Origin of the sequence: Streptomyces sp. H27-C3, from assembly GCF_030063415.1 — a bacterium.
Classification (GTDB): domain Bacteria; phylum Actinomycetota; class Actinomycetes; order Streptomycetales; family Streptomycetaceae; genus Streptomyces.
This window is the reverse complement of the sequence record NZ_JASITA010000010.1, coordinates 73,319-92,043: the sequence shown is the minus strand read 5'-3', so window position 1 is coordinate 92,043 and position 18,725 is coordinate 73,319. Positions and strand designations below refer to the sequence as shown.

At 71.7% G+C, this 18,725-nt stretch carries 17 protein-coding genes; 10 read left to right on the top strand and 7 right to left on the bottom strand.

Annotation, left to right across the window (positions count from 1 at the left end):
• Positions 1-64 precede the first annotated feature (64 nt).
• The 4 genes from QMK30_RS12265 to QMK30_RS12250 all read left to right on the top strand — a co-directional run bounded on the left by QMK30_RS12265 (position 65) and on the right by QMK30_RS12250 (position 4,083).
• Complete coding sequence (locus tag QMK30_RS12265; RefSeq protein WP_283517592.1) at positions 65-1,645, top strand: alkaline phosphatase D family protein; 1,581 nt, start codon at positions 65-67, stop codon at positions 1,643-1,645.
• A gap of 105 nt (positions 1,646-1,750) precedes the next feature.
• Entirely contained in the window at positions 1,751-2,170 is a 420-nt protein-coding gene (locus QMK30_RS12260) for a hypothetical protein (protein ID WP_283517590.1), read from the top strand.
• Complete coding sequence (locus tag QMK30_RS12255) at positions 2,167-2,493, top strand: winged helix-turn-helix domain-containing protein (protein ID WP_283517588.1); 327 nt, start codon at positions 2,167-2,169, stop codon at positions 2,491-2,493. Before QMK30_RS12260 ends, QMK30_RS12255 begins: the two co-directional genes overlap by 4 nt.
• Positions 2,494-2,652: 159 nt before the next feature.
• Positions 2,653-4,083: a GNAT family N-acetyltransferase gene (locus tag QMK30_RS12250; RefSeq protein ID WP_283517755.1), complete on the top strand. Its 1,431-nt coding sequence runs from the start codon at positions 2,653-2,655 to the stop codon at positions 4,081-4,083.
• Here QMK30_RS12250 and QMK30_RS12245 read toward each other — a convergent pair.
• Positions 3,968-5,212 (bottom strand): trans-sulfuration enzyme family protein, encoded by a 1,245-nt coding sequence (locus QMK30_RS12245; RefSeq protein WP_283517586.1) that lies wholly within the window; start codon positions 5,210-5,212, stop codon positions 3,968-3,970. The two genes, QMK30_RS12250 and QMK30_RS12245, sit on opposite strands and share 116 nt — an antisense overlap.
• A 59-nt stretch (positions 5,213-5,271) precedes the next feature.
• Here QMK30_RS12245 and QMK30_RS12240 point away from each other — a divergent pair, with 59 nt between their 5' ends.
• Together QMK30_RS12240 and QMK30_RS12235 are read left to right on the top strand one after the other, a co-directional pair.
• Complete coding sequence (locus tag QMK30_RS12240; RefSeq protein WP_283517584.1) at positions 5,272-5,745, top strand: Lrp/AsnC family transcriptional regulator; 474 nt, start codon at positions 5,272-5,274, stop codon at positions 5,743-5,745.
• 62 nt (positions 5,746-5,807) lie between these two features.
• Positions 5,808-6,287, top strand: coding sequence for an ATP-grasp domain-containing protein (locus QMK30_RS12235; RefSeq protein ID WP_283517582.1), 480 nt, complete (start codon positions 5,808-5,810; stop codon positions 6,285-6,287).
• A gap of 84 nt (positions 6,288-6,371) precedes the next feature.
• Here QMK30_RS12235 and QMK30_RS12230 read toward each other — a convergent pair whose 3' ends face one another.
• Entirely contained in the window at positions 6,372-6,875 is a 504-nt protein-coding gene (locus QMK30_RS12230; RefSeq protein ID WP_283517580.1) for a rhodanese-like domain-containing protein, read from the bottom strand.
• A gap of 94 nt (positions 6,876-6,969) precedes the next feature.
• Between QMK30_RS12230 and QMK30_RS12225 the strand changes: the two genes are divergently transcribed.
• Complete coding sequence (locus tag QMK30_RS12225) at positions 6,970-7,416, top strand: Lrp/AsnC family transcriptional regulator (protein ID WP_283517579.1); 447 nt, start codon at positions 6,970-6,972, stop codon at positions 7,414-7,416.
• On the opposite strand, the gene QMK30_RS12220 is transcribed toward QMK30_RS12225, so the two are convergent.
• The 5 genes from QMK30_RS12220 to QMK30_RS12200 all read right to left on the bottom strand — a co-directional run bounded on the left by QMK30_RS12220 (position 7,406) and on the right by QMK30_RS12200 (position 13,835).
• Positions 7,406-10,423: an AAA family ATPase gene (locus tag QMK30_RS12220; protein WP_283517577.1), complete on the bottom strand. Its 3,018-nt coding sequence runs from the start codon at positions 10,421-10,423 to the stop codon at positions 7,406-7,408. The two genes, QMK30_RS12225 and QMK30_RS12220, sit on opposite strands and share 11 nt — an antisense overlap.
• Positions 10,420-11,601, bottom strand: coding sequence for an exonuclease SbcCD subunit D (locus QMK30_RS12215; protein ID WP_283517575.1), 1,182 nt, complete (start codon positions 11,599-11,601; stop codon positions 10,420-10,422). Before QMK30_RS12215 ends, QMK30_RS12220 begins: the two co-directional genes overlap by 4 nt.
• Before the next feature lie 288 nt (positions 11,602-11,889).
• Positions 11,890-12,348, bottom strand: coding sequence for an SRPBCC family protein (locus QMK30_RS12210; RefSeq protein WP_283517573.1), 459 nt, complete (start codon positions 12,346-12,348; stop codon positions 11,890-11,892).
• A gap of 222 nt (positions 12,349-12,570) precedes the next feature.
• Positions 12,571-13,197 (bottom strand): YigZ family protein, encoded by a 627-nt coding sequence (locus tag QMK30_RS12205; protein ID WP_283517572.1) that lies wholly within the window; start codon positions 13,195-13,197, stop codon positions 12,571-12,573.
• 89 nt (positions 13,198-13,286) lie between these two features.
• Positions 13,287-13,835 carry a DoxX family membrane protein gene (locus tag QMK30_RS12200; RefSeq protein ID WP_283517570.1) on the bottom strand — a complete coding sequence of 183 codons (549 nt, stop codon included), beginning with the start codon at positions 13,833-13,835 and terminating at the stop codon, positions 13,287-13,289.
• Between the two features lie 333 nt (positions 13,836-14,168).
• Here QMK30_RS12200 and QMK30_RS12195 point away from each other — a divergent pair, with 333 nt between their 5' ends.
• Genes QMK30_RS12195 through QMK30_RS12185 form a run of 3 tightly spaced genes read left to right on the top strand, consistent with a single transcriptional unit; the run spans position 14,169 to position 18,668 of the window.
• Positions 14,169-15,185 carry a LacI family DNA-binding transcriptional regulator gene (locus QMK30_RS12195; RefSeq protein WP_283517569.1) on the top strand — a complete coding sequence of 339 codons (1,017 nt, stop codon included), beginning with the start codon at positions 14,169-14,171 and terminating at the stop codon, positions 15,183-15,185.
• Positions 15,182-16,720, top strand: a complete 1,539-nt coding sequence (locus tag QMK30_RS12190; RefSeq protein ID WP_283517567.1) for a sugar ABC transporter ATP-binding protein — start codon at positions 15,182-15,184, stop codon at positions 16,718-16,720. The genes QMK30_RS12195 and QMK30_RS12190 overlap by 4 nt, the downstream gene beginning before the upstream one ends.
• Positions 16,710-18,668 (top strand): ABC transporter permease/substrate-binding protein, encoded by a 1,959-nt coding sequence (locus QMK30_RS12185; protein ID WP_283517565.1) that lies wholly within the window; start codon positions 16,710-16,712, stop codon positions 18,666-18,668. Before QMK30_RS12190 ends, QMK30_RS12185 begins: the two co-directional genes overlap by 11 nt.
• Positions 18,669-18,725 lie beyond the last annotated feature (57 nt).

The following is an 18,725-nucleotide window of genomic DNA, read 5'->3' as shown; positions in this document are numbered from 1 at the left end:
GGCGCACCTTCATGCCCCGGCGCCCTGCCGCACCCCGGACCGACCCGCCCCTGGAGGCGCATCGATGTCGCACCGCACGCACGGCCCGTCCCACGACCGCCGCACGCTTCTGCGCGGCTCTCTTGCCGCATCGGCCGCGCTGGCCCTGCCCTTCGGCGCCGCGGCGCCCGCCCAGGCGCTCCCCGGCCGACCGCACGCCGTCTGGGGCGTGCAGACCGGCGATGTCACCTCGTCGTCGGGGCTGGTGTGGGTGCGCTCCGACCGCCCGGCCCGGATGACGGTGGAGACGTCCGCGACCGAGTCCTTCCGCCGCTCCCACAGATGGCACGGGCCCCTGCTCGGCCCAGGCACGGACTTCACCGGGACGACGCCACTGCGCGGCCTGCCCGCGGGCGAGCAGGTGCACTATCGGGTCACCCTCTCCGACCCCGACGACCCCCGCCGTAGTGGGGAGCCGGTGTACGGCACGTTCCGCACGGCTTCCGCGCGGCGGCGCGACGGCGCGCGCTTCCTGTGGTCGGGGGACATCGCGGGGCAGGGCTGGGGCATCAACCCGGACCTCGGGGGCTACCGCGTGTACGAGGAAATGCGCCGCCTGGACCCGGACTTCTTCCTGTGCAGCGGCGACACCGTGTACGCGGACGGGGTGATCAACCCTAGCGTGACCCTGCCGGACGGACGGGTCTGGCGGAACGTCACCACCCCTGAGAAGTCACGGGTCGCCCAGACGCTGGCGGAGTTCCGGGGCAACTTCCGCTACAACCTGCTCGATACGCATCTGCGCCGGTTCAATGCCCAGGTGCCGTCCATCGTCCAGTGGGACGACCACGAGGTACGCAACAACTGGTACCCGGGCCAGATCCTCGACGACGTCCGCTACACCGAGAAGAACGTCGATGTGCTGGCGGCACGCTCGATGCGCGCGTTCAGTGAGTACTTCCCGATTCCGACCCTGTCGCCGCGCGGCCAAGGCGGCGGCCGAATCCACCGGGTGGTCCGGCAGGGGCCGCTGCTCGATGTCTTCGTCCTCGACATGCGTACGTACCGCAACGCCAACTCCCCCGGCCGGCAGCCCGTCGACGCGACCGGCATTCTCGGGGCCGAGCAACTCGCCTGGCTGAAGCGGGAGTTGTCGCGCTCGCGCGCGGTGTGGAAAGTGATCGCATCGGACATGCCGCTGGGCATCGTCGTACCGGACGGGGCGGCCGACTTCGAGGCGGTCGCACAGGGCGATCCGGGCGCGCCGCTGGGCCGGGAGCTCCAGATCGCCGAGCTGCTGCGGTTCATCAAACACGCCCGGATCACCGGCACGCTGTGGCTCACCGCCGATGTGCACTACACCTCGGCCCAGCACTACGACCCGTCCCGGGCGGCCTTCAAGGACTTCGCCCCCTTCTGGGAGTTCGTCTCGGGACCACTGGCCGCCGGAGGCTTCCCGGCGACGGGGCTCGACGCGACCTTCGGCCCCGACCAGGTCTTCGTGAAGGCGCCGACGCGGGCCAATGTGTCGCCGATGGAGTCGCCCCAGCACTTCGGCGAGGTCGAGATCGACGGCGGGAGCGGCGAGCTGACAGTGCGCCTGCGGGCCGAGGGCGACGCGGTGCTGTTCAGCAGGACACTGCAGCCGGGGCGCGTCGGTCAGTGACCGTCATTCCCTCCCCCCCCCGGCCACTTGCCAAGTTGGCAAGTGGCCGCCAATCTGGCAAGTGACCGCGCGGGAGACCATGCACGGCAGGTTCAAGGGGGACCCATGAGTGAACACACGGAAGCTGTCGAGGCGTTGGGCCGCGCGGGCACGGTGGAACGGGCGGCGCTGCACGACAGTGGCTGGTACGCCCGCTACCTGCTCGTCTTCGCCGCGGGGCAGCTCGTCCTCGTCCCGGTGGCCGTGCTGTGGCACGGGCTCGCCGCCGCGCTCGTCTTCGCGCTCGCCAATGCGGCACTGGTGGGCGGCCTGAGCGTGTACGCGGCCAAGCAGCGCGTCGTACGCAGGGGATTCGGTGTGCGGCACGGCACGCCGATCGGCTCCTGGGCGGTCCTTTTCGGACTCACCGTCGCCCTCAGCGTCACCGTCTTCGTGGACAGCCCGGCCTTCGCGGTGGTGGCCGCGCTGGGCTGCGCACTGCCTCCCGCGGTCGGGGCCCGGCAGGAGATGCGGCGGTCGGCATGACGAGCGGAGAGGCAGCGGGCAGGGCGGCGGGCCGTCACCCCCGTCACGCCCTGGCGCCGCTCCTGTCGTCGCCGGTACGGCTCTCGGTCGTCGCGGCGCTCGCACCGGCGGAGAAGGCCGACTTCGGCTTCGTACGCGACCTCGTCGAGATCACCGACTCGGCGCTGTCCAAGCAGGTGGCGTCGCTCGAAGAGGCCGGGTGGATCGTGGTGAAGAAGGGCCGGGTGGCCCGGCGGCCCCGCACCTGGCTCGCCCTGACCGACGAGGGGCGGGCCGTCTACCGGCGGCACCTGGACGCGCTGCGCGCCATCGCGGGCGCCTGATACGGGCAAGACCGGACAGAACAGGGACTCCGACGCGAAGGCATTGGTTGAAAACCGGTCGCTAAGCATCCAGAAGCACACTTAACCCGTCAGTCACAAAACGTTCGTGATCACGCAACACCGCTGGGTCACAGTGATGCCATGACTGACGTGACTGATATGAAACCCGCGAAGAGGTCCCGCCGCCCGCACCACTGGCGGCGGGACCTCGTCGAACTGGCCGCCCTGTTCACGGCCGTGGCCGTCGCCGATGCCATCGCGAACACGATCGCGCACGGCCCCGACGGGCCATACCTGCTGGTGGCCTCGGCGGTGGCCCTGAGCGCCACGGTCCCGTTCCACACCTGGTGGGCACGACGGCACAGCCACGCACCGCCGCCGACCCCCGGCGACACCGATACCGGCACCGGTCTCGACACCGGCACCGACGTCACCGCGCCCGGCTCGGACACCGCACTGTGGCGGATGCGCACCACCGTCCAGGACCGGCCCGGCAGCCTGGCGGCGCTCTGCGGCGCACTGGCCAGGCACCGGGTGGACATCCTCACCCTGCAGACCCATCCGCTGCCCGAGGGCACCGTCGACGAGTTCCTGCTGCGCGCCCCCACCGCACTCCAGGCCCAGCAGCTCTCCCGCGAGGTGTCGGCCGCGGGCGGCAGCGACACCTGGCTGGAGCGCGCCGACGCCCACGACCTGGTGGACGGCCCCACCCGGGTACTCCGTCTCGCCACCCGAACCGCACTGGACGCGGCCGAACTGCCGCTGGCGCTACGCCAGTTGCTCGGCCGCTGCACCATCCACTCGCGGCCCGCGACCACCCTCACCGGCCGGCCGTCCGCCGAGAGCGCCCCGGTGGAAGGTGTGCTCGACGGCCCGGTGATGAAGCTGCGCGACCCGTCCGGCGGAACGATCACCATGGAGCGCCCCTATCTCCCCTTCACCCCGACCGAGTTCGCCCGGGCCCGCGCCCTCGTCGAGCTGGACGCCCGTCTCGGCCCCCGCATCCCCCGCAGCCAGGACGTCCTCACCCTCCCCGAGGGCAATGAGATCACCGTCCGCAGGGCCGGTCCGGCGGATCTGGAAGCCGCCCGCGCCATGCACGAGCGCTGCACCGACCGCACCCTGAGCCTGCGTTACCACGGCCCGGTGGGCGACGCGGGCCGCTACCTCAGCCATCTGCTGAGCCCGCGCTTCGGCCGCACCCTCGCCGTCCAGACCGCGTCGGGCCGCCTCGTCGCCCTCGGCCATCTCCTGTGGGACGGCGACGAGACCGAGGTCGCACTGCTCGTCGAGGATGCCTGGCAGCGCCGCGGCATCGGCTCCGAGCTGCTCGGCCGCCTGGTGACGCTCGCCGGCGAGGCGCGGTGCGAAAGCGTCTACGCCGTCACCCAGTCGTCCAACACCGGCATGGTCGCGGCCATGCGCGGCCTCGGCCTGCCCCTCGACTACCAGATCGAGGAGGGCACCCTGGTCGTCACAGCGCGGCTCGATGCTCCGTCGGAGCGGCCTCATTCCCCGCTCGACCTGGGCGAACCGTCCGCACTGCCCGACCGGCTGACCGAGCCGTACGGACAGGCCGACCGGCACTGAGCGCCTCGCACAGATCGCGCCACAGGTCCTCCACGTCCTCAAGACCCACGGACATCCGCAGCAGCCGGTCACTCACCCCCGAGGACCGCCGGTCTCCTTCCGCCACAATGCGGTGGCTGATGGAGGCCGGGTGCTGGATGAGTGAGTCCACACTGCCGAGGCTGACGGCCGGCGTGATGAGGCGTACGCCCGCGATCACCTCGTGCGGGTCGCCGTACACCTCGAAGGCGACCATCGCGCCGCCCAGCTTCGGGTAGTGCACCCGCGCCACCCGTGGATCGGCGGTCAGTCGCCTGACCAGCTCGGCGGCGGTCGCCGATGCCGCCCTGACGCGTACGGGCAGGGTGGCGAGCCCGCGCAGCAGCAGATAGCCGGCCAGCGGGTGCAGTACACCGCCGGTGGCGAACCGCACCTGGCGCAGCGACCGCGCGAACTCCTCGTCGCACGCGACGACTCCGCCCATGACGTCGCCGTGCCCGCCGAGGTACTTGGTCGCGCTGTGCAGGACGAGCCGGGCCCCGTGTTCCACCGGTCGCTGGAGCACCGGCGTGGCGAAGGTGTTGTCGACGAGCAGCGGAACCGACCCGCAGGTGTCGGCGATCGCCCGGATGTCGGCCTCGGCCAGTGTCGGATTGGCGGGGGTCTCCAGCATCACCAGACCGGTGTCCGGCCGGATCGCCGCGGCGATGTCCGCCGGTTCGACCCAGGTCACCTCGGTGCCCAGCAGGCCGGCGTTCAGCAGATGGTCGCTGCATCCGTACAGCGGGCGCACGGCCACCACATGGCGCAGGCCCATGCTCGACCGTACGAGAAGGACCGCGGTGAGCGCCGCCATGCCACTGGCGAAGGCGATCGCGCTGTCGGTCCCTTCGAGGCGGGCGAGGGCCGTCTCGAAGCGCGCGGTGGTCGGGTTGTCGAGCCGGCCGTAGACCGGCGGGCCCTGGAGCTGGGCGCCCGTCGTGGCGAAGGCGTCGATCCTGGCGGCCTCCTCCCTGCTGTCGTACGAGGGGTAGGTCGTCGAAAGGTCGATCGGCGCGGCGTGCAGCCCCAGGCCCACGAGGTCGTCGCGGCCGGCGTGCACTGCTTCTGTGGCCAGGGCCCTGGGTGTGGTCGAGGCGTCCGTGTTCATGACAGCACTCTGAACATCTACCGGGCAATTGCTGGACCTGTCCGTGTAACGTTCGGCCCATGGCTGGATCTGTCGTACTCGACCCGGTCGATCTGCACATTTTGCGTCTCCTGCAGAACGATTCCCGGACCACTTACCGTGACCTGGCGGCGGAGGTCGGCGTGGCGCCCTCGACCTGCCTGGACCGGGTGACCCGACTCCGCCGCACCGGTGTGATCCTGGGGCATCAGCTCCGGCTCGATCCGGCCAAGCTGGGCCGTGGTCTGGAAGCGCTGCTGTCGGTCCAGGTGCGGCCGCACCGCCGCGAGCTGATCGGCCCCTTCGTGGAGCGCGTCACGGCGCTGCCGGAGTCCCGCTCGCTCTTCCACCTCACCGGCCCCGACGACTATTTGGTCCATGTCGCGGTGACGGATGCGGCGGATCTGCAGCGGCTGGTGCTGGACGAGTTCACCTCGCAGCGCGAAGTCGCCCGGGTGGAAACCCGGTTGATCTTCCAGGCGTGGGACTGCGGACCGCTGCTGCCGCCCGTGTAGTACCGCCGGCCGGGGCAAGGCCGCGCTCTGTACCGGCCACGACATTTCTACGGGGGCACCTCATGGCTCCCGGTTATCTCTTCTGCTCCGATCCGCTCAGGGCGAGTCGGCCCGACCCGGCGTTCGCCGACGAGGTGGCGGGCGCGCGACGGTCGGGTGGGGACATCGCACTGGTCGACCATGACGCGCTGATCGCAGGTGACTCCGCCGGGGCGCTCGGCCGGGTGCCGCGCGGCTCGGGCCCGTACTGGTACCGGGGCTGGATGATCCCGGTACTCGAATACGAGGTCCTGTCCCGCGGGCTGCGCGAGCGCGGTCGCGCACTGCTCACCATGCCGGACCGGTTCGGCCGCGCCCATGAGCTCCCCGGCTGGTACGCGCTCTTCGCGGATCGGGTGACGACGGACCTCGCGCCGCGCGAGGACGGCAGGTGGCGGGTGGTGGAGGTGGGCGACGGTCAGGTGAGCGGCCTTCCCGCCGGGGCGGACGCCACCCTCCTCTTCGACGCGCTCACGCGCGCCGGAGGCCGCCTTACGGGTTGATCGCCCGGCCGGGTCGTCGGGCATGCCCCACCGCCCGTGCGTCGTACGCCCGGCCGCACTCCAAGTCGTACGCCAACCACCCTGTCAGCAGCCACAGTTGTCGGAGCCGACGGGCGCCGTCAGCGGGTCGGCGGCGCGGCGCTCGCGGCCCTCCCACGTCTCGACCTCGAAGCCCTCGCGAATCCAGTACTCGATGCCGCCGAGCATCTCCTTGACCTGGTAGCCGAGTTCGGCGAGGGCGAGCGCGGCGCGGGTGCCTCCGTTGCAGCCCGGGCCCCAGCAGTACGTGACGACCGGGACGGCCTTGTCCAGCAGCTTCGCCGCCTGCTCGGGGATCAGCGCCGTCGGCAGGTGGAGGGCGCCGGGCACGTGTCCCTGGTCCCAGGACTCGGTGGAGCGGGAGTCGATCACGACGAAGCCGGGGGTTTCACCGCCGGCGAGAACCGCGGCGACGTCCGACACATCGGCGTGAAAGGCGAGACTGGCGCCGAAGTACGCGGCGGCCGCGGCCGGGGGGGCGGGCGGTACGCGGAGCACGGCGTTGGCGGAGAGCGGGGCCCGGGAGTCGGTCGGCTGTGTCGTCGTCATGACTCAAAATTTACGGCCAGTGATCATCTCGGTGAAGTGGGATTTCCCGGACCTGCTCTTGATCTGCCGTTGAATTCCCTGTTGTCTCTCCGTCATGACCGGATATTCACCGGACGCCACCGACTGGCGCATCCTGGAAGCCCTGCAAGCCGAAGGCAGGGCCAGCTTCGCCGAGCTGGCGCGCGCCGTCTCCATGTCCGCGAGCGCCGTGACCGAGCGCGTGCGGCGACTGGAGGAGGCCGGGGTGATATCGGGATATACGGCGATTGTCGATCACGACCGGCTCGGGCTGCCCATTCTGGCGTTCGTACGGCTACGCTATCCGCACGGCAACTACAAGCCGTTCCACGACCTGCTGGAGTCGACGCCCGAGGTCCTCGAAGCGCATCACGTCACAGGCGACGACTGCTTCGTCGTCAAGGTCGCGACCCGCTCGATGCAGCACCTGGAGCAGGTGTCCGGCCGGTTCGGCGCGCTCGGCTCGGTCACCACGAGCGTGGTGTACTCCTCACCGCTGCCACGGCGCGCGCTCAGCCGCTGACCCCCGCCGCGTGGTGCAGTACCACCGATCCGTGCCGGTCCTTGACGACCTCCAGTTGCGTGGTGACGCGGCGCCGCAGGTCGGCCACGTGGCTGACGATGCCGACGGCGCGGTCCCGCTCCCGCAGTGAATCCAGTACGTCGAGCACCTCGTCCAAGGTCTGCTCGTCGAGGCTGCCGAAGCCCTCGTCGATGAAGAGCGTGTCCAGGCGTACGCCGCCGGCCTCGTCGGTGACCACGTCGGCGAGGCCGAGTGCGAGGGCCAGGGAGGCGAAGAAGGTCTCGCCGCCGGAGAGCGTCGCGGTGTCGCGCTCGCTGCCCGTCCACGCGTCGACCACATGCAGGCCGAGCCCGGACCGACCGCGCCCGCCCGCCCTGGCGTCGGAGTGGACCAGGGTGTAGCGGCCCGACGACATGCGCTGCAGACGCTCGGTGGCGGCTGCCGCGACCTGCTCAAGACGGGCCGCCAGGACGTACGACTCCAGCCGCATCCTGCGTTCGTTGTCCGTCGAGGTGCCCGCGGTGAGCGAGGCGAGGCGGGCGACCCGCTCGTACCGCTCGCGCAGCGGGCCGATCCTGCGGGTCTCTTCGGCCACCTGCCGGGACAGCGAGGTGAGTGCCGCGCGGCGCTCCCGGGCGGCGTCGAGGGCCGACGTCGCGTCGAGCAGTCCGCGCTCGGCGGCGTCGAAGGCCGCCTGGGTTTGCTGCGGCTCGGCCTCGGGCCGCTCGGCCGCGGCGGCGGTCCGCGGCTCGGCCAACCGGTCGGCCACCGCTGCCTGTTCGTATCGCCAGGCGTCGATCCGGTGCTGGAGGTCGCGCTGCGCGGCGTCGTCGAGCAGCGCGTCGGCGGCGGCGCGCGGGGTGTCGAACCCGGCCTTGAACGCCGCGTCGGCGAGCCGGTCGTCGGCCTCCTTGAGGCGCCGCGCGGTGGCTTCGACCACCCGCACGGCCTCCGCCGCTTCGCCGAGCAACCGGACCCGGCGCTCCAGCAGCCCGGCGTGTTCGGCGACGCTGCCCGCGCCGCCGCGCGCCCGGGTCAACTCGGCTTCCAGGACGGCCTGTTCGCGGTCGAGCGCTTCGCGCTGCGAAGTCCGGGCGGCGGTGCGCCGCTCGGCCTGCTGCTGGGCGTCGACCCGTCCCTCGTGCTCACGCTCCGCGCGCACCAGCGCCTCACGCGCCGCGTGCGTGTCCGCGGCCAGCGCATGGGCCGCGCCGTGCTCCCGCGTCAAATCATCGGCCAGGGCGCCCAGTTCGTGCACCGTGGAGCCACCGGCCTCGGCCCTGGCAGCCGCGCACTCCTCCCGGACCACCGCGAGCACGCGCTCCGCCTCGGCGCGCGCGCCCTCGGAGCGGGTGTGCTCGGCGTACGCCGCTTCTTCCGCCGTACGGTCCACGTGGCCGGCCCCGGCCCTGGCGGGCTCGGGGTGCTCGGCGGCTCCGCAGACCGCGCAGGGTTCGCCGTCACGCAGCCCGGCCGCCAACTCGGCCGCGATGCCCCGCAGTCGGCGCTCCTTGAGGTCGAGCCAGGTCTCGTGCGCGGCGGCCGCCCGCTCGCGGGCCGTGCGCAGCCGATCCCCGGCGGTGGCCACCTTGTCGTCGAGTGCGTCGCGCCTGCGGGCGGCGTCGAGCCGGTGGCGGGCCGGTTCGAGCCGGCCAGCGAGGTGCTCGGCGCGGGTCACGGCGTCCTGGGCCGCCTCGATGCGCTCCTGGCCGCGCTGCCGGGTAGCGGCCCAGCCCGCCAGCCAGTCCGCGGCATCCCTGAGCAGGTCGTCGTCGGCGCGCGCGTGCCGCTCCAGGTCGGCGCGTTCCCGGCCGATCTCCTCGCTGCGCCGCTCGGCCCTGCGGGCGGCTTCGAGGCCGCCGAGGTCCTGGCGCAGCCTTTGTTCGAGTCCGGCGAGCTGCTCGGCCCCGGCGTCGGCGAGGTCCGGCGGCAGTCCATTCCTGGAGCGCTCACGGGTCGCGCTCGCCGTGTGGTGCTCGCGCTCGGAGTCGTCGCGCAGCGCCAGGGCGGGGGCGACCCGGTCGGCCTTGCCCGCCCGGTCCCGGCGGGCGCGCAGCCGCTCATGGTCGGGGCGCCCGGCTTCGAGTACGTCGGCGCGCCGGTGTGCGTCGGCGTACCGCTGCTGAAGGGCGGCCAGTTCACGCTCGTCCTCCAGCGCCAGGCGGGCGGCGGCCCGGCGGCTCTCGGCTGCGGTCACAGCCGATTCCGCGATGCCGAGGCGCTCGAACGCACCGCAGCGTGCGACGGCGGCCCATTCCCGCAGGGCCTCGGCGAGCCCGGGGGCGCCGGGCTGCAACGCGGGCAGCGGCCGGTCGCGCGCGTCGGCGCTGTCGCCCGCGGCCTGCGCCATGCGCTGGGCGAGGGCGAGCAGTCGCTCGTCGCCGGTGCGCACCTGCTGTTCGGCGGAGCGCCGCAGTTCGGCCAGGCGGTCCTCGACGGCGGCGAAGCGGCGGGTGTCGAAGAGCCGTCCGAGCAGCTTGCCTCGGGCCTCCGCGTCGGCGCGCAGGAAGCGGGCGAAGTCACCCTGGGGCAACAGCACCACCTGGCAGAACTGCTCCCTGCTCATGCCGACGAGCTGCCCGATCTCCTCGCCGATCTCCTGGTGGGAGCGGCTCAGTGCCTGCCAGCCGTGGTCGGGGTCGTATTCGCGCAGCCAGCTCTGCGCCTTGTCGGTCGTGGTGCCCGCGCGTCCGCCCTTCTTGGGACGGTCCTGGACGGGGCGCCGGGTGATCTCCAACCGCCGTCCGCCGACGGTCAGTTCGAGGCAGACCTCGGTGGCCACGCCCGGCGCGGCGTGATCGCTGCGCAGTGAGGCCCCCGGGCTCTGCCGGGCGCCGGGGACCGCGCCGTACAGCGCGTAGCAGACCGCGTCGAGGACGGAGGTCTTCCCCGCGCCGGTCGGGCCGTGCAGCAGGAAGAGTCCGGCGGAGCTGAGCGCGTCGAAGTCGACCTCCTGGGGGGCGCCGAAGGGCCCGAAGGCCGTGATGCGCAGCTGGTGCAGTCTCACCGGGCCACCTCGTGCGCCAGGTCCTGGGTGAGCGCGGTGTCCACCCTTACGTCGTCGAAGGCGTCGTGCAGGACGGTGCGCTCCCGCTCGTCGGGGCCGGCGCCGCCGCGCACATGGGCGACGAAATCATCCGCGATCTGCTGATCGGTGCGCCCCTTGAGGCGCTGGGCGTACGAGGCGGAGGGGTCGTCGGCGGCCCGCTCGGGGTCGAAGACGAGATTGATGGTGTACGGGAAGCGGGCGCAGAGCCGGGCCATGGGATGGGCGGGGCGGGTGGGATCGGTCAGGGTCGCCTCGATCCAGGCATCCTCGTGCCGCTCCAGCGCCGGGTCGGCCAGCAGTTCCTCGACGCGGCCACGGATCCGGGCGACGGGCCTGGGCACCGGACAGTCGATGCGCTCCGCCCCGATCTCCCCGCCGGGCCCGAGGTCGATCAGCCACATCGTCTTGCGGTGGGTGGCTTCGGAGAAGGAGTAGGCGAGCGGTGAGCCCGAGTAGCGCACCCGGTCGGTGACGGCCTGCGAGCCGTGCAGGTGGCCCAGGGCGACGTAGTCGACGCCGTCGAACACTCCGGCGGGGACTGCGGCGACGCCGCCGATGGTGATGTCCCGCTCGCTGTCGCTCGGCTCGCCGCCCGCGACGAAGGCGTGGGCGAGGACCACGGACCTGGTGCCTTCGGGCCGCCCGGCGAGGTCGGCCCGCACACGCTCCATGGCCGCTCCGATCACGGCTTCGTGCCCGGCCCTGGCGGCCTTGAATTCCTCACGTACCAGGGCAGGTTCCAGGTAGGGCAGCCCGTAGAAGGCCACCTCGCCGTGCGCGTCGCCGAGGACGACGGGGGTGGCGCAGGCGGCCGGGTCGGTACGCAGGTGGATTCCGGCCCGCTGGATCAGGCCGGCGCCGACGCCGAGTCTGCGTGCCGAGTCGTGATTCCCGGAGATCATGACGGTCGGCACACCCACGTCGGCGAGCCGGTGCAGCGCCCGGTCGAAGAGCGCCACGGCGGAGAGCGGCGGCACAGCACGGTCGTACACGTCCCCCGCGACCAGCACCGCGTCGACGTCCCGCTCGCGCACCGTCGTCACCAGGTGGTCGAGGAACGCGGACTGGGCCTCCAGCAGACCCACCCGGTGGAAGGACCGTCCCAGATGCCAGTCGGATGTGTGCAAAATCCTCAAGATACGGCTCCGACCTGCATGTTTCCCCTTCTCCACCCCTGGGGCCCGCATTACATCGGCTCGGGGCCCGGCTGTCACCACGGACCACGCTATCGCCGCGCGGTACCTCATCCACCACAGACCTCAATCTTCGCCGGGTGGCCGCGCGGGGGAGGGAGTGGTCGGCGGGCGTGGCACGAAGAGGCCGAAGGGGGTCGAAGAGGTCACTGGCGGGGTTGGGGTGAACCCATGGTCACGGCGGACGGCTCCTGCGGGGCTCGGGCAGGGCCTCCAGGACATGCACGGTTCTCAGGACCGCAGATCCGCCTGCCGCCGTGGCGCGTTCTCGACGACCTTGGCGAGGCGCGCGAGCATGCTGCGGTGCCGCAGCTGCAGCACGGCGTCCACTGCCGAGTTGTGCAGCGCTCCGCCCGGTCCGCCCAACGGATGCTCGTCGACGATGACCAGGGCGTGCTCCCCCCAGGGGCGGATCTCGATGGCGATCCTGGCGGTGCCGAGCGGTCCGCTGTCGGCCTCCAGTTCGAGCACCCGGGGCCATTCGCTGAGGCGGACGGTCGTCTCGCCCTTCGCCTTCCACGGTCCGAAGCGGACCATGTATTCGATCGAGGCGCCGACCTTCGGCCAGTCGCTCCCCCTGGGCCGCGTGCGCGAGGTGCCGACGACCCAGTCCGCGTAACGCGAGCCGTCGGCCAGGACCTCCCACACGGCTTCGGGAGTCCTGCGGATCAACTGATGCCGAACGGCCATGGGTCCTCCAACACGTCGACAGAATCACCTGTGCATGCCCGAGTGCCCAGCCTAGGAGGCCCTACGCCGAACGACCCGTCGACGGCGCCCACCCGCGTCGCAGCCGGGGGCCCGGCCGACGTCCGCACGGTCCCCGGTCGCCGTACAGGTCCTCACGCATCGCGCCGTACCGGTGTTCACGCGTCGCCGTACACCTTCCTCACGCGTCCGCCGTACAGGTCCTCACGCTTCGCCGTACGCCTCCCCGCCCAGCTCGAACAGGGCGGTGCCCGCCGTGGCGTCGGCGAGCCAGGCGCGGAAGGGGGCCACGTCCGCCTCGGGCAGGCCGACCTCGATCGTGACGGCGGCTCCGTAGCGCACGTCGCGCACCGCCCGCCCGGTCGTCCGCAGGTCGTTCTCCAGCCTGCCCGCGCGCTGATGGTCGACGGTGACGGTGGCCAGCCGGAAGCGCTGCCTGGTGAGGGTTCCGAGCGCGTCGAGGGCCTCGCCGACCACTCCGCCGTATGCCCTGATGAGCCCGCCCGCGCCGAGTTTCACGCCGCCGAAGTAGCGGGTGACGACGGCGACGGTGTAGCGGATCTCGCGGCGCATGAGCATCTCGAGCATCGGCACGCCCGCGGTGCCGCCCGGCTCGCCGTCGTCGCTCGCCTTCTGCACGGAGGCGTCCGCGCCGATGACGTACGCGAAGCAGTTGTGGGAGGCCGTCGAGTGTTCCTTGCGGACGCGGGCGACGAAGTCCCGCGCTTCACGCTCGGTCGCGGCGGGGGCGAGTGAGCACAGGAAGCGCGATCTGTTGATCTCGGCTTCGTGCACGCCCGCGTGGGCGACGGTCCGGTACTGCTCCTGCATTCGGCCCACCCTATGCGGCCCGGCGGAAACGCCCCTGCTCCGGGGCATGTTCCCGCCGGGCCGCCTGGGCCCGGGCGACGCTCCTGCCGCTACTTCCGGAGCAGCAGGGTCACACCCGCGAGCACCAGACCGAGGATCAGGGCCGCGACGCCGTACGGCAACCGCTGGACGCGCAGGGCCGGCACGAAGCGGTCGACGGCGAGGCCTCCGGCGCCGGTCAGGGCGAGGGCGGCAGCGGCGGCGACAATGAGGACCTCGTACTCCACCCCCTCGGGGGAGAAGAACTTCCCGCTCCACGACACGGCGAGCGCGTTGATCATGGTCCCGACGACGGCCGCGCCGGCCAGTGGAGTGAGCAGGCCGATGGCGAGCCCGAGCCCGCCGAACGTCTCGGCGAGACCGGCCACGACGGCCATCGCCTTGCCCGCGGGGTAACCGCTCGCGGTGAAGAACTGGGCGGTGCCGTCGAGTCCACCGCCGCCGAACCAGCCGAAGAGCTTCTGCGAGCCGTGGGCGGCCATGGCCAGGCCGAGGGCCAGGCGCAGCACGAGCAGTCCGGCGTCGTAGGCGTACGGGATGGGGGCCTGACGGGGCGTGCCGGTGGTGACCGGGCTGAGCAGCGTGGTGGGGGGAGTCATGTGAGGGGCTCTCTCCTGTGTCGGGATCCGGGCGCGGGGCCGCCCGGGGTTGCTCGTGGCTTGCTACTTGAAACTTCAAGTCATAGGTGAGGACGATACACAGCGGTACAACCTTGAACAACGGGGTCCCCGTTACGTCCGGATTTCCGGCACCCCTCGGCGCACCCATCGACACGCTCATCCGAGCGCCACCTGGTCACGATCCGGTCTCGCTCTGCGGTCGAGGTCTTGCCCGCATCCGTGTAATCGATTCCAATCATCGATGTAATCGATTCCATTGCCGTTCGGTCCTGGAATCGAGCCGCACGGATTCCACAAGGAGGTGGTCCGGCGATGGCGAGCATCAAGGATGTCGCAGCCGAGGCGGGAGTATCCGTCGCCACGGTCTCGCGCGTCCTCAACAGCCATCCCTCCGTCAGCCCCGAGGCACGCGCTCGCGTCCGCGCCGCGGTCGACGTACTCGGCTACCGCCCCAACGCCGTCGCCCGGTCACTGCGCACCGACCAGACGCACACCCTCGGCCTGGTCATCAGCGACGTACTCAACCCGTACTTCACCGAACTGGCCCGCTCCGTTGAGGAAGCGGCCCGCGCGCTCGGCTACAGCGTCATCATCGGCAACGCCGACGAGCGGCCCGAGCTGCAGGACCACCACGTGCGTACGCTGCTCGACCGCCGCATCGACGGCCTGCTCGTCTCCCCCACCGACGGGGCGTCCCCGCTGATGCTGGACGCCGCGCGCGGCGCCACCCCGATGGTCTTCGTCGACCGCTGGATCCCCGGCGTGGATGTGCCCGTCGTACGCGCCGACGGCTGCCCAGCGGTGCGCGACCTGGTCGCCCATCTGTACGGCCTGGGCCACCGCAGGCTCGCCATCATCGCGGGCCCGGCGGCGACCACCACCGGCAGCGAGCGCGTCGAGGCCTTCCGTGACGCCCTGCGCGCACACGGGCTGCCGCTGCCCGACGCCTACATCGGCCAGGGCGACTTCCAGGCCGACAGTGGCCGTCGCGCCACCGAGCGGTACCTCGCCCTCGACGAACCACCAGAGGTTGTCTTCGCCGCGGACAACCTGATGGCGCTCGGCGCACTGGACGCGATCCGCTCACACGGCCTGCGCGTCCCGCACGACATCGGGCTCGCCGCCTTCGACGACATCCCGTGGTTCGTGCACACCGATCCACCGATCACCGCGATCGCCCAGCCGACCGGCGACCTCGGCCGGGCGGCCGTGCAGGCACTGATCGACCTCATCGAGGGCCGTCCCCCGCAGTCGGTCACCCTCCCCGCCCGCCTTGTCGTACGCCGTTCCTGCGGCGAGCCCGCTTCGGACCAGAGGAGCACCCTGTGAGCAGCCCGGACGAGTTGCTGCGCATCGAAGGCATCCGCAAGACCTTCCCCGGCGTCGTCGCGCTCGACTCCGTCGACTTCGACCTGCGCCGCGGCGAGGTGCACGTACTCCTCGGCGAGAACGGCGCGGGCAAGAGCACCCTCATCAAAATGCTCTCCGGCGCCTACCGCCCGGACTGTGGGCGCATCCTCGCCGAGGGCCGCGAGGTCCGCATCCACGGCGCCCAGGACGCCGAGCGACTGGGCATCGCCACCATTTACCAGGAGTTCAACCTGGTGCCCGACCTGACGGTCGCCGAGAACATCTTCCTGGGCCGCCAGCCGCGCCGCTTCGGACTGATCGACCGCGGGCGGATGGAGTCGGACGCCGAGGAACTGCTGCGCCGGGTCGGCGTGCGCGTCTCGCCCCGGACCAAGGTGCGCGAACTGGGCATCGCCCGGCTCCAGATGGTGGAGATCGCCAAGGCGCTCAGCCTGGACGCGCGCGTCCTGATCATGGACGAACCCACGGCCGTCCTCACCTCGGAGGAGGTGGACAAGCTCTTCGGCATCGTGCGCACACTGCGCGACGACGGTGTCGGCATCGTCTTCATCACCCACCACCTCGAAGAGATCGCCGCGCTCGGCGACCGGGTCACTGTGCTGCGCGACGGGCGGAGCATCGGTCAGGTCCCCGCCTCCACGCCCGAGGACGAGCTGGTACGCCTGATGGTGGGGCGCAGCATCGAGCAGCAGTATCCGCGCGAACGCCCGGACGTCGGGCAGCCGTTGCTCTCGGTGCGGGGTCTGACCAGGGGTGGCGTCTTCCACGACGTCAGCTTCGAGCTGCGCGCCGGGGAGGTCGTCGGCCTCGCCGGGCTCGTCGGCGCCGGGCGCACCGAAGTGGCCCGCGCGGTCTTCGGCGCCGACCGCTACGACACCGGCAGCATCGAGGTCCAGGGCGAGCCGCTCGCAGGACACGACGTGAACGCCGCGATGGGCGCCGGGATCGGCCTGGTGCCCGAGGACCGCAAGGGCCAGGGCCTGCTGCTCGACGCCTCCGTGCAGGAGAACCTCGGCCTGGTCACGCTGCGCTCGGCGAGCCGCGGCGGGCTCCTGGATCTCAAGGGTCAGCGCACCGCCGCCGCCCGGATCGCCGAGCAGCTGGGGGTACGGATGGCCGGCCTCGGCCAGCATGTCCGCACCCTGTCCGGCGGCAACCAGCAGAAGGTCGTCATCGGCAAATGGCTGCTCGCCGACACCAAGGTCCTGATCCTCGACGAGCCGACCCGGGGCATCGACGTCGGCGCCAAGGTCGAGATCTACCAGCTCATCAACGAGCTGACGGCCTCCGGGCACGCGGTCCTGATGATCTCCAGCGACCTGCCCGAAGTGCTGGGCATGAGCGACCGCGTGCTGGTCATGGCGCAGGGCCGCATCGCGGGCGAGCTGCCCGCCGAGAGCGCGACCCAGGACGCGGTGATGGCACTCGCCGTCAGCGCGGCCCCCGTAACAACTCCCGCAGTGAACGAAGTGGAGGGCCCCCGTGGCCACTGACACGCTCAAGAAGAACACGGGCGCCGGTGGCGCCTCGGCGGTCCGCCGCTTCCTGCTCGAAAACGGCGCGCTGAGCGCGCTCGCGGTCCTGGTGGTGGCGATGTCGCTGCTCTCCGGCGACTTCCTGACCACCCAGAACCTGCTCAACGTGGGGGTGCAGGCGGCCGTCACCGCGATCCTCGCGTTCGGCGTCACCTTCGTCATCGTCTCGGCGGGCATCGACCTGTCGGTCGGCTCGGTGGCCGCGCTCTCCGCGACCGTCCTGGCCTGGTCGGCGACGTCCGAGGGGGTGCCGGTGTGGCTGGCCGTCATCCTCGCCGTCGCCACTGGCATCGCCTGCGGCTTCGTCAACGGCGCCCTCGTGAGTTACGGCAAACTGCCGCCGTTCATCGCCACCCTCGCCATGCTCTCGATCGCCCGCGGCCTGTCGCTGGTGATCTCGCAGGGCAGCCCCATCGCCTTCCCCGACTCGGTCTCCGTGCTGGGCGACACCCTCGGTGGCTGGCTGCCGGTCCCCGTCCTGGTGATGATCGCGACGGGGCTGGTCACGGCCCTGATCCTGGCCCGTACCTACATCGGCCGTTCGATGTACGCGATCGGGGGCAACGAGGAGGCGGCTCGGCTCTCCGGTCTGCGCGTAAAGCGGCAGAAGCTCGTCATCTACGCGCTGTCCGGCCTGTTCGCCGCCGTCGCGGGCATCGTGCTCGCGTCGCGACTGGTCTCCGCACAGCCGCAGGCCGCGCAGGGGTACGAGCTGGACGCGATCGCCGCGGTCGTCATCGGCGGCGCCAGCCTGGCGGGTGGTGTCGGCAAGGCGTCCGGCACCCTCGTCGGCGCGCTGATCCTCGCCGTGCTGCGCAACGGCCTCAACCTGCTGTCCGTGTCCGCCTTCTGGCAGCAGGTCGTCATCGGTGTGGTCATCGCGCTCGCCGTCCTGCTGGACACCCTGCGCCGCCGCGCGGGCGGCGGAGCGGCATCCGCCGCCGCGGGCGGGTCGGGACCCGGGTCCGGATCCGGGCGCGGGAACGCGGCGAAACTCGGCATCGCCGCGGTGTGTGCGGCTGCCGTCGTGGGAGGCGTGTCCTTCTTCAACTCCGGCTCCTCCGGTACGAGCACCAAGGTGGGCATGTCGCTCTCCACGCTCAACAACCCCTTCTTCGTACAGATGAAGGAGGGCGCGCAGGCCGAGGCGGATGCCGCGGGGATCGACCTCACCGTCACCGACGCGCAGAACGACGCGTCCCAGCAGGCCAACCAGATTCAGAACTTCACCGGCGAGGGAATGAAGTCGATCATCGTCAACCCGGTGGACTCCGACGCGGTGGGACCCTCGGTACGGGCCGCCAACAAGTCGGACATCCCCGTGATCGCCGCCGACCGCGGCGTCAACAAGGCCGACACCGCGACCCTCGTCGCCTCCGACAATGTCGCCGGCGGCAGACTCGCCGCGAAGTCGCTGGCCGAGAAGCTCGGCGGCAAGGGCGAGATCGTCACCCTCCAGGGCACCGCGGGCACCTCCGCGAGCCGCGAGCGGGGCAAGGGTTTCGCCGACGGTCTGAAGGCGTACCCGGGGATCAAGGTCGTCGCCACCCAGCCCGCGGACTTCGACCGCGCCAAGGGCCTGGACGTCATGACCAATCTGCTGCAGACCAACCCCGACATCACCGGCGTCTTCGCCGAGAACGACGAGATGGCTCTCGGCGCGGTCAAGGCGCTGGGCAAGAAGGCGGGCGGCCCGGTGTCCGTGGTCGGTTTCGACGGCACCCCCGACGGTCTGAAGGCGGTCGAGGCGGGCACGCTCTACGCGTCCGTGGCCCAGCAGCCGAAGGAACTCGGCAGAATCGCCGTCCAGAACGCGGTCAAGGCCGCTCAGGGCAAGAAGGTCGACAGCACGGTGAAGGTGCCGGTCAAGATCGTGACCAAGAAGAACGTCACCGACTTCTCCTGATCCGCACGGCCCCCATCCCTCAGTGGAACTCACTGAAACCCCAGTGAAAGAAGATCG